Raw genomic sequence first — 10,685 nt, forward strand, 5'->3', positions numbered from 1 at the left:
TGGGAGCAGCTCATCAAGACAATGGTCGCGCTGTGATTTTCCAGTCATTACCTATTGCCCGGATATCCTTGATGACCAGCTCTTTTTTTTCAGACATGCTTTGCAGTGGTATGTTCAATAGGGGTCTTGCTGCTGAGCCCATCAGAATCGGAGCCATGAATACCACCAGCTCATCAATCAGGTTTTCAGCCATCATACTGCCAGCCAGTTGAGCGCCGGTTTCCAGTAGCACCTCGTTACACTCCCTGCGTCCCAGTTCTGCTAACACTGCCGGGAGGTTTACTCTGCCAGCCGTTTGGTCTTCGGCATTATCTAAAACCAGCACTTCTGCACCCGCTTGCTCCAGCTGGGCTTTTTTCTCAGGGCAGCATGGTGAGGTGGTAACGATCAGGCAATGCCCGGGGCCTGAAATAACTTTGGCATCAACGGGCGTTTGCAGTGTGGAGTCCAGAACCACCCGCAGAGGCTGACGTTTGCAGATCGCTTCGGCATTGGCCAAACCCAGTTCATCGGGGCGAACCGTCAGTGACGAGTCGTCGTGAAGGATCGAACCTACCCCGGTGATAATTGCACAACTCTGTGCCCTGAGTTTTTGCACTTCACTGCGTGCCTTGGGGCCGGTAATCCATTGGGATTCACCGCTGGCCATGGCGGTTCTGCCATCCAGGCTCATGGCCAGTTTTGCTCTGACCAGTGGCATGCCCGTAGACATACGCTTGAGAAAACCTTCATTCAGGGCCCGGGCATCATCGGCAAGAACACCGGATTGGATTTCTATCCCTGCTTGCTGAAGCAGGGCCATGCCTTTACCGGATACGGCCGGGTTGTCATCCTTTATTGCCGCAACCACCCGTGCGACACCGGCAGCCTTGAGGGCTTCTGCACAGGGCGGTGTTTTGCCAAAATGGCTGCAAGGCTCCAGGGTTACATAGGCTGTGGCACCTTTGGCCTTTGTGCCAGCCATGCGTAGTGCATGCACTTCGGCGTGAGGTTCTCCTGCCTTTTCGTGCCAGCCTTCTCCAACAATATGACCGTTGACGTCTACAATTAAACAGCCAACTCTCGGGTTGGGCATGGTTGTATACCAACCTGAGCGAGCCAGCTCGATAGCCTTAGCCATAAAGCCACTGTCTATCGCTTCTTGGGTCATTGGAACCTCGGTTATTACTTTTTCTTATCGATAACAATATGGCTGAAAGAGCCATCCGCATTGATTTTGAAAGCTTTGCCAAAACCAACGGTATACTGGCCATTTTCAGGCGTCAGGGCAAAGAGGTGAAAGTCCGGCAGATTGCGCAAGACTTCCACCGTATTGCCAAATTTTTCCTGAATCAGGTCCAGCCAGTGGTCACAGCGTTCGGTGCCTCTTGCCAGCTCATCGGCCTGGCAGTGGAAAAAGGCGCGCTCGCGGGCAAACAGGTTTTTGGTTTCTGACTCAGGGGCTGCAAACAGGATTGAGCACACAGGGTTAGCCAGCAGATTGGGAGTGTGGTGAGTCAGCTCGCTGACGAATATATAAAAAGTACCGTCTTCCCCCCGCAGGTAGGGAGTGTAGCTGATTTCCGGTCTCCCTTGTGGAGAAAGTGTGGAAAGCGTTAACGTTTGATGGCTGTTTACCAGCTTCTCGCAGCGTTCAGCGATGGCCGCAAGTTCTTCACCTTCTATAACTGCTACTTTCTTGCTCATGACTACCTTGGATGAGAATCAGCATCATTAGCGGAGTAATATAACCTATTGCGAGCTTTATTGTCTCTTCGTATAGATGGCGTGCCCAAAGGAGTAGGATAATGGCATCATTGATGCCGGATTATCGATTCAAACAGGCTTTTTCGTAGGGGTGTGACTAACCGATGTGTCCCAGTAGGCTACTTTCTCTTTTCTCTGATTGGTTGCTACAACGATTCTGGTGATTTGACCAGTTCGGGCAAATACTTTTCAAGAAAAATTTGTAATCTGACCCGTATTCATAATCATTATTTCCAAAGTTTTATGAATTAAATTTAATGGATTTGGAGTGAATCCATTTTCAGGAATCAGAACTTAGAATATCCGTAAGGTTAAAAAGTTCAGTTTTAAAGTATCTGTGCTTCCCGAATCATCACAGAGAGGGTTTTCACAATGACCATGGCCATAAACAGCCTTGGAGCCCAATGCATCTCCCGAACGTCTTGCACAAACTGTCTGATCATCATTGCACCTGTAACTTTCACGAAGTGGGGGCAGGTTATCGTTTTTTCCTTAAAAAATAAAAGCCGGATTGCTGTTTTTCCTGCCCTGCTTGCTGTTTGTGGGTAGTCCGATAGACTACGAGGGATTTTTGCAACCGATTAAAATGCCAGAGGGAGTGTGACGTGACCAGAGTTGCCATTGTAGGTGCCGCTGGAAGAATGGGGCGAATGCTGGTGGAGGCCGTTGCCGCTGATCAGCAGTGCCAGCTGGGAGCAGCAATTATCAAGCCTGGCGACAGTCTGTTGGGGGTGGATGCAGGAGACCTGGCAGGGGTTGGCTCACTGAGTGTGCCATTAACAGATAGCCTGTTGGCAGCTGTTAATGACTTTGATGTTTTGATTGATTTTACCACCCCGGAATTGACCATGCAGAATGTTGCCCTGTGCCAGCAGTATGGTAAAGGCATTGTGATTGGCACCACTGGCTTAAGCAATGATCAGAAGGCAGAGCTCGCCAAAGCGGCAGAGGATACCGCCATCGTTTTTGCGCCTAATATGAGTATCGGGGTCAATCTGGTGTTCAAGCTGCTGGAGATGGCTGCCAGGGTACTGGGTGATGATGCAGATATTGAAGTTATTGAGGCGCACCATCGTCATAAGGTGGACTCACCCTCCGGAACGGCGCTGAAAATGGGTGAAGTGGTGGCAGATACCCTGGGGCGTGATCTGCAAAAGTGCGCTGTTTACGGTCGCGAAGGGTATACCGGGCCAAGAGATCGGGAAACCATTGGCTTTGCCACTGTTCGAGCCGGAGATGTGGTTGGTGACCATACGGTGCTGTTTGCCTGTGAAGGTGAGCGCGTGGAGGTAACCCATAAAGCCAGCAGCCGGTTGATCTATGCCCGGGGCTCATTGCGGGCGGTTCGATTTATTTCTGATAAAAAGTCCGGCCTGTTCGATATGCAGGATGTTTTGGGGCTGAAAACCTGAATCCACTGGATTTCAATGAATGATTGCAGTTCAAGGGGCTCTCATGCTTGACCTGTCATCATCATTACAATTCCCTGGGGTATAACAATACCCTTCGTTTTTGCACAGATGGCGTTGTAGTAACTGATTAAACGGGAAGTGATGAACCTGAGATCAACTGTCTGGCTGCATGGTTGATTACTGAAGAGAGCTTAAATCACTGCCCGGTGCGCTGATAATGCGGAAAATGGGTGAAAAAGGAGGTTGATAGTGATGATAGTATCCGGCGTTGTTACCCCTCAGGGGTGGGGGGATTGGTTGGCGAATGAGAGTCTTGATGCCATTCTTGATGGCATTGAAGGTTTCCCGAGGACAGCTGAAGGACAGAAAAAAATGCTTCCGGGCAGTAATACAGCTTGCGACAGAACTGCCCACAGCCTTTGTTCCCGTCATATTGCGCCTTATAATGGCTCTGTTCCAGCGGAAAGCATGGGTAAATCGATGAAAAGGCCGTTGCCTGCATGCACGGACCTTGAAGTGGTGTCTCAGAAATTAGCAAGAAATGAGCTACCCACTTTGAGTAAAAACAACGCGCCCGGGTCAGCAAATAACCACAGGGAGAGCCGTAACTCTGATTTATTCAGGATATGCTTTGAGCATCGGATGGAGGGAATCATCAAAAAAAACAGATTACAGCTCTTGATCGAAACACAGAAAAAAAAGAGTGAGCTGAAAAGCAAAGAAAACAAGGCGAAGAGAGTTTTGGAAAATCTAGGTTTCTGCAGACGCAGTCTGGGTAATTTAATGCATCCTATGGAGTATGCATTCAAGGTACTTTTACACGATGAATCTTCAAGAAAACTGATTAAATTGGAAATAGAGATTCAACAACTGACGCTTGAACTTAAGCAGGAGGAGTTGCAGAAGAAGTTTAGGGCGTGTGTGTATAATCAGGCGATTCGGGAGATGTCCAATTGTGCAGGGTTGGCCGGAGGGGCGGGAAGAGCGGTTAAAGAATATATGAATAAACAAGACTGGGTTGAGTTGCTGCCTCTTGATGCTCTGAATCAAAAATCACCTGGCGACCAAAAAAGTAGTGGACAAGTTAGCTGATTTATAGTCTAATAGCTGAAATTTGCCTTGAATTTATGGTGTTTGCGACAGGGTGCAAGATCAAAAGCGAGATAGTTTTTTAAAACATCTCGCTTTTTTTGGGTCTTCAAACTGGAGGACTTAAAGCATCATAGCGTTCGGGCTTAAGGCGCTCAGGTTCAAGTTCGGGAGGATCCTTTGACTAAGACGGCTGTTTTAGCTCTGGAAGATGGCAGTATTTTCCGGGGAATTGCCATCGGTATTGATGGTGAGACCAGTGGTGAGGTGGTTTTTAACACGGCAATGACCGGTTATCAGGAAATTCTCACCGACCCTTCCTATTCCCGCCAAATCGTTACGCTCACCTATCCCCATATTGGTAATACCGGTATTACTCCGGAAGACGAAGAATCCCCACAAATCCAGGCCGCCGGTCTGATCATCAAGGACCTGCCACTGCTGGCCAGCAACTGGCGCAGCAAAATGTCTCTGGATGATTATCTGAAATCCCGCAATATTGTCGCCATCGCTGGTATTGATACCCGCCGCCTGACTCGAATTCTCCGGGAAAAAGGTGCGCAGAACGGCTGTATCCTGGCGGGAGACGCCCTGACCGGAAAAGCGGCTGAAGCCAAAGCACTGGCCAGGGCCCGTGAATTTCCGGGCCTGAAAGGGATGGACCTGGCAAAAGAAGTCACCACTGACCAGCCCTACACCTGGACAGAAGGCGTCTGGAATCTGGAGACCGACAGTCATGCCGACGTGACGGACCTGCCGTTTCACGTCGTGGCTTACGATTTTGGTGTTAAAAGAAACATTCTGCGCATGCTGGCTCAGCGAGGCTGTCGTCTTACCGTTGTGCCAGCCAAAACACCGGCCGAAGAGGTTCTGGCCATGAATCCGGATGGTATTTTCCTCTCTAACGGCCCCGGTGATCCTGAGCCCTGTGATTACGCCATCGCCGCCATTAAAGAAATTCTGGACACTTCTCTGCCGGTGTTTGGTATCTGTCTGGGACATCAGCTGCTGGCTCTGGCCAGTGGTGCCAGGACCGAGAAGATGAAGTTTGGTCACCACGGTGGCAATCACCCGGTTCAGGATCTCAAGACCGGACAGGTCATGATCACCAGCCAGAACCATGGTTTTGCAGTAGCGGAAGACTCGTTGCCAGAGCACCTGCAGGCAACCCATAAGTCACTGTTTGATGGCAGCCTCCAGGGTATTGAGCGGACTGATCGTCCTGCTTTCAGCTTTCAGGGGCACCCTGAAGCAAGCCCTGGCCCACACGATGTGGCCGGGCTGTTTGACCGTTTTGTTGAGATGCTGAAGGCAGCAAAGTAACCAACCCCGTTTTGATGTGAGAACAAGATGCCAAAACGTACTGATATTGAAAGTATTCTGATACTCGGGGCTGGTCCAATTATTATCGGCCAGGCCTGTGAGTTTGACTATTCCGGAGCGCAGGCCTGTAAGGCGCTGAAGGAAGAGGGGTTTCGGGTCATCCTGGTCAACTCCAACCCGGCGACCATTATGACCGACCCGGCCATGGCGGACTCAACCTATATTGAGCCAATCCGCTGGGAGACCGTCGAGAAGATTATCGAAAAAGAGCGCCCGGATGCGATTCTTCCCACCATGGGCGGTCAGACCGCGCTGAACTGTGCCCTGGATCTGTTCCATAAAGGTGTGCTGGAAAAGTACGGCGTGGCCATGATTGGTGCCAACCAGCAGGCCATCGACAAAGCCGAAGATCGCCAGCTGTTTGACCAGGCCATGAAAAATATCGGTCTGGCAACGCCGCGCTCCGGTATTGCCCATACCATGGAAGAAGCCCGTGCCGTTCTCGATCAGGTTGGCTTCCCCTGTATTATTCGTCCGTCGTTTACCATGGGCGGCACCGGGGGGGGTATTGCCTATAACAAAGCTGAGTTTGAAGAGATCTGCTTCCGTGGCCTCGACCTTTCGCCCACCAATGAGCTGCTGATTGATGAGTCGCTGATTGGCTGGAAAGAGTACGAGATGGAAGTGGTTCGTGACCGCAATGATAACTGCATCATTGTCTGCGCCATCGAAAACTTTGATCCCATGGGGGTTCACACCGGAGATTCCATTACCGTCGCGCCAGCCCAGACGCTGACCGATAAGGAATACCAGATCATGCGTAACGCCTCCATTGCGGTACTGCGTGAGATTGGTGTGGAAACCGGCGGTTCCAACGTGCAGTTTGGTATCTGCCCGGACACCGGTCGTATGGTGGTCATTGAGATGAACCCCCGGGTATCCCGTTCTTCTGCCCTGGCTTCCAAGGCCACCGGTTTCCCCATTGCCCGTGTTGCTGCCAAGCTGGCGGTGGGTTACACCCTGGATGAGTTGAGCAATGAGATCACCGGTGGTGTGGTTCCCGCCTCTTTTGAACCATCCATTGATTACGTGGTGACCAAAATCCCCCGCTTTGCCTTTGAGAAGTTCCCTCAGGCAGATGACCGTCTGACCACTCAGATGAAATCGGTGGGTGAGGTAATGGCCATTGGTCGTTCATTCCAGGAGTCTGTGCAGAAAGCACTGCGTGGCCTGGAAACCGGTGCCACGGGCTTTAACTCCATGTTTGATATCAAACTGGATGCCTGCTCTGATGCAGAACGTGAAGATGCACTGGCCAGAATCCGTCGTGAACTGGTGACACCGAAAGCTGACCGTATCTACTACGTTGCTGATGCCTTCCGTGCCGGTATGACCCTGGAAGCGATCTTTGCTGAGTGCATGATTGATCCATGGTTCCTGGTGCAGATCCAGGATCTGGTGAATGAGGAAGCGTTACTGGCTAATGACGCGGTTAATGACAAAGGTCTGACCTCTCTGTCGAAAGAGCGCCTGTTCCGTCTGAAGCAGAAAGGCTTCAGCGATGCCCGTATGGCTGAGCTGCTGGGTATTCAAGAAGCCGAAGTACGCAACTATCGTCGTAAACAACAGGTCAAGCCCGTCTACAAGCGCGTGGATACCTGTGCAGCTGAATTCCGGTCTACGACAGCGTACATGTACTCTTCCTATGACGAGGAGTGTGAAGCCGAGCCTTCTGGCAGTGAAAAAATCATGGTGATTGGCGGTGGGCCAAACCGTATCGGTCAGGGGATCGAGTTTGACTACTGCTGTGTCCATGCGGCACTGGCGGCGCGGGAAGATGGTTACGAAACCATTATGGTTAACTGTAATCCGGAGACCGTTTCTACCGATTACGACACCTCTGACCGACTCTACTTTGAGCCGGTAACCCTGGAGGACGTGCTGGCCATCATCGATGTTGAGAAACCCACCGGGGTTATTGTTCAGTACGGTGGCCAGACGCCGCTGAAACTGGCCCGTGCCCTTGAAGCCGAAGGTGTGCCGATTATCGGTACCAGCCCTGAAGCCATTGACCGTGCCGAAGACCGTGAGCGCTTCCAGCAGATGATCCAGAAACTGGGTCTGTTGCAGCCCGCTAATGCCACGGTTCGCAGTGAGCAGGAAGCGGTGGCCAAAGCGGCGGAGATTGGCTATCCACTGGTGGTTCGTCCCTCCTATGTTCTGGGTGGCCGTGCCATGGAAATTGTCGCCGGCGAAGATGAGCTGGTGCGTTATATGAAAGACGCTGTTCAGGTATCGAACGACAGCCCGGTGCTATTGGACTACTTCCTGAACCGTGCGGTAGAAGTGGACGTCGATGCGGTGTGTGATGGTGAGCGTGTGGTGATTGGCGCGATCATGCAGCACATCGAGCAGGCGGGTATTCACTCCGGTGACTCCAGCTGCTCGCTGCCGCCTTACAGCCTGAACCGTCGTCATCAGGATGAAATCCGTGAGCAGGTTCGTGCCATGGCGCTGGAATTGGGTGTTGTGGGTCTGATGAACGTGCAGCTGGCCATTCAGGATGACCAGATCTACGTGATTGAGGTGAACCCCAGGGCTTCCCGTACCGTGCCATTTGTCTCCAAGTGCATTGGTCACTCCCTGGCCAAGATTGCGGCACGGGTGATGATGGGCAAAACCCTGGATGAGCTGAACTTTACTGCTGAGATTGTGCCCCCATACTACAGTGTCAAAGAGGCGGTTTTCCCATTCAATAAGTTCCCCGGCGTGGATCCGATTCTTGGCCCGGAGATGAAATCCACCGGCGAAGTGATGGGCGTTGGGGCTACCTTCCCGGAAGCCTTCCACAAGGCGCAGCTGGCTGAGAACATGCAGCTGCCACAGGGGGGTAAGGTCATTCTCTCCGTCCGGGATTTTGACAAACCGGAGTTGCCGATGGTGGCTCGTCTGCTGATGGATATCGGCTTTGAGCTACTGGCCACCTCCGGCACGGCAAAAGTGATTGAAGAAGCCGGTTTGCCGGTCACCACCATCAACAAAGTGCATCAGGGAAGACCGCATTTGGTGGACATGATCGTCAATGGTGATATAGCCTTCGTCATCAATACGACTGAAGGTCGTCAGGCCATTGCTGATTCTTATCTGATCCGTCGCTCTGCATTGACCAATAAGGTGCTATATACAACCACCATGGCGGGAGCAGAAGCGATTGCACGTTCGATCGCCTTTGGATCTGAAAGATTGGTCAGACGGCTTCAGGATCTACACGAAGGTAACGTTGGATGAAAAGAATTCCCATGACGGTGGAGGGTGAAAAAGCCCTCCGTGAGGAACTGGCTCATTTGAAGGGGGTGGAACGTCCTCGTATTTCTGCGGCTATTGCTGAAGCACGTGAGCTCGGAGACCTTAAGGAGAATGCTGAATACCATGCCGCCCGTGAGCAGCAGAGCTTTGCCGAAGGTCGCATCAACGAGATTGAAGCCAAGCTCTCCAATGCCCAGGTAATTGATATTACCACCATCACCAAGACCGGCAAGGTGCTGTTCGGTACCACGATTGTACTGATCAACCTGGATGATGACCGGAAAGTCACCTACAAGATTGTGGGTGATGATGAAGCGGATATCAAAGTGAACAAGATCTCTGTCAACTCACCCATTGCCCGGGCCCTGATCGGCAAGGAAGAAGGGGATGTGGTTGTGGTTAACACGCCTTCTGGCGGTGTTGAATATGAGATCGATGAAGTGCAGCATATTTGATTAACGCATCACTGAGCGCGGTATCTTTTTCCATACTTATTGAAGCCCTGTGTTGTCTGAGGCAGCACAGGGCTTTATTTTTGCTAACGAATTTGTACTGCACTCTTTTTGCGCTTTGAGTAATTGGGATCTTTTCCTGCGATCCATAACGAGTCTCCTTTTTCTCGCTCCAGGTAAGCAGGATCCTGGCGACGATTCCTCTGCCACTCACGGCTGAGAGCCTTTTGGCAGTTTGCGTAATCAGGATTTTTGTAACGTTGTCTGCCAAGCGCCCTTTCGCGCTCAGAGAATGCGGGGTCTTTACGGAGCTCCCTTTGGCGCAGTTTGAGGTACTCCAGGTAAGCAGGATCTTTGCGACGCTCCCTTTGATACTCCCTTTGATACTTCTTCAGGCGCTCTGCGAAATCGGGATCATTCATGTAACGCTTCTTTTTGTACACCCTTTGGCGCATCCTTTGGCGCTCTGCGTATGAAGAATCATTCTTGTGGCACTTCCTTTGGAGCCCCCTTTGGTTCCCCGGGCAAGCAGGATTATTTTGAAGCGCCTTCTTGTGCTTAACGATTGAAGAGTTACCATCAACTATTCCTTGTGCCCGGGTTGTTTGGTTCAGGCTGAGTGGGTTAGCTACAGCAGTTGGTTGTAAATCCTCTGGATTGTCGGGTATGACAGGAAAATGAGTTAACTTATTATCTGGATTCAAATAGCTTACTGATGCTGGTTCCCTGATCTCAGGCTCGCTTCCCGATAAGCATAATTGCTGAATAAAGGGAATATCTGATGTCGATGGCAACGTATAATGAAACTGTTGGTCATCAGAATTCCAGGGTACATATTGGTCAAGAGCTGATTGAGGTATCTCGGGAATATCATTTGCGAAAGTGTTTGCTGAAGCGGCAAGGGTTGAAGAATTAATAGTATATTTATTCAATGAATTAATAGAACCAGCAAAATTTTTATGTGTATCTGACGGATTATGGTAAACCGGAAAAGGAGCGTTCAGTGTCTGAACAGACATGCCCTGGTATTCAGACTGTTGTCCACTGACACTGAATTTATACGTTTGCTCTGGCAAATCTAACGAGCCGCAATAAAGGCCGGTAAAATAAGAATCGAATGAAGGTATGTTATTAAGGTGATTCATTGAATTATAGCATTATTGAATTGTAGCATTACTGACTTACAGCTTGAGATCACTCTTTCTTATAAAAGTTCCTTTCTGACACGATTTCAATGTAATTGATGGGTTCCTTCTATTTCTATCATTGATGTCCAGGCTCCGTTCGTCCTGAAGCGGAGCCAGGGCAACGCAGGAGCCATTGCCGTGTAGGGCCGTCTTAAGTCCGACAGCCTCCC

Annotated in this window: 8 protein-coding genes; 5 read left to right on the forward strand and 3 right to left on the reverse strand. The window is 50.7% G+C overall.

Features of this window, described 5'->3' with window-relative positions; translation table 11 throughout:
- Positions 1 to 13 precede the first annotated feature (13 nt).
- Together ribD and ACO6V1_RS11985 are read right to left on the reverse strand one after the other, a co-directional pair.
- Complete coding sequence (gene ribD / locus ACO6V1_RS11980; protein ID WP_422462496.1) at positions 14 to 1,150, reverse strand: bifunctional diaminohydroxyphosphoribosylaminopyrimidine deaminase/5-amino-6-(5-phosphoribosylamino)uracil reductase RibD; 1,137 nt, start codon at positions 1,148 to 1,150, stop codon at positions 14 to 16.
- Positions 1,151 to 1,164: 14 nt separating this feature from the next.
- A complete protein-coding gene (locus ACO6V1_RS11985) occupies positions 1,165 to 1,686 on the reverse strand; it encodes a HugZ family protein (protein ID WP_422450191.1) in 522 nt (173 codons plus the stop codon).
- Between the two features lie 665 nt (positions 1,687 to 2,351).
- On the opposite strand from ACO6V1_RS11985, the gene dapB reads away from it, so the two are divergent.
- From dapB to greA, 5 genes are all read left to right on the forward strand, one after another.
- Positions 2,352 to 3,158 (forward strand): 4-hydroxy-tetrahydrodipicolinate reductase, encoded by an 807-nt coding sequence (gene dapB / locus ACO6V1_RS11990; protein WP_422450192.1) that lies wholly within the window; start codon positions 2,352 to 2,354, stop codon positions 3,156 to 3,158.
- 249 nt (positions 3,159 to 3,407) lie between these two features.
- A complete protein-coding gene (locus tag ACO6V1_RS11995; RefSeq protein ID WP_422466983.1) occupies positions 3,408 to 4,250 on the forward strand; it encodes a hypothetical protein in 843 nt (280 codons plus the stop codon).
- Positions 4,251 to 4,427: 177 nt separating this feature from the next.
- Positions 4,428 to 5,570, forward strand: a complete 1,143-nt coding sequence (carA, locus tag ACO6V1_RS12000) for a glutamine-hydrolyzing carbamoyl-phosphate synthase small subunit (protein ID WP_422450194.1) — start codon at positions 4,428 to 4,430, stop codon at positions 5,568 to 5,570.
- A 27-nt stretch (positions 5,571 to 5,597) separates the two neighbouring features.
- Positions 5,598 to 8,858, forward strand: coding sequence for a carbamoyl-phosphate synthase large subunit (carB, locus tag ACO6V1_RS12005; protein ID WP_422466985.1), 3,261 nt, complete (start codon positions 5,598 to 5,600; stop codon positions 8,856 to 8,858).
- The gene (greA, locus tag ACO6V1_RS12010; protein WP_422450196.1) at positions 8,855 to 9,331 is read left to right on the forward strand and encodes a transcription elongation factor GreA; all 477 of its coding nucleotides are present in this window, start codon (positions 8,855 to 8,857) and stop codon (positions 9,329 to 9,331) included. Before carB ends, greA begins: the two co-directional genes overlap by 4 nt.
- Positions 9,332 to 9,414: 83 nt before the next feature.
- Here greA and ACO6V1_RS12015 read toward each other — a convergent pair whose 3' ends face one another.
- Complete coding sequence (locus ACO6V1_RS12015) at positions 9,415 to 10,473, reverse strand: hypothetical protein (protein ID WP_422450197.1); 1,059 nt, start codon at positions 10,471 to 10,473, stop codon at positions 9,415 to 9,417.
- Between the last annotated feature and the right edge of the window lie 212 nt (positions 10,474 to 10,685).

Origin of the sequence: Endozoicomonas sp. ALC013, assembly GCF_049310205.1 — a bacterium.
Lineage (GTDB): Bacteria > Pseudomonadota > Gammaproteobacteria > Pseudomonadales > Endozoicomonadaceae > Endozoicomonas.

Excerpts from the sequence above, each read along its gene's own strand:
- ribD (WP_422462496.1), bottom strand. The coding sequence starts at position 1,150 with ATGACCCAAGAAGCGATAGACAGTGGCTTTATGGCTAAGGCTATCGAG.
- ACO6V1_RS11985 (WP_422450191.1), bottom strand. The coding sequence starts at position 1,686 with ATGAGCAAGAAAGTAGCAGTTATAGAAGGTGAAGAACTTGCGGCCATC.
- carB (WP_422466985.1), top strand. The coding sequence starts at position 5,598 with ATGCCAAAACGTACTGATATTGAAAGTATTCTGATACTCGGGGCTGGT.
- greA (WP_422450196.1), top strand. The coding sequence starts at position 8,855 with ATGAAAAGAATTCCCATGACGGTGGAGGGTGAAAAAGCCCTCCGTGAG.
- ACO6V1_RS12015 (WP_422450197.1), bottom strand. The coding sequence starts at position 10,473 with ATGAATCACCTTAATAACATACCTTCATTCGATTCTTATTTTACCGGC.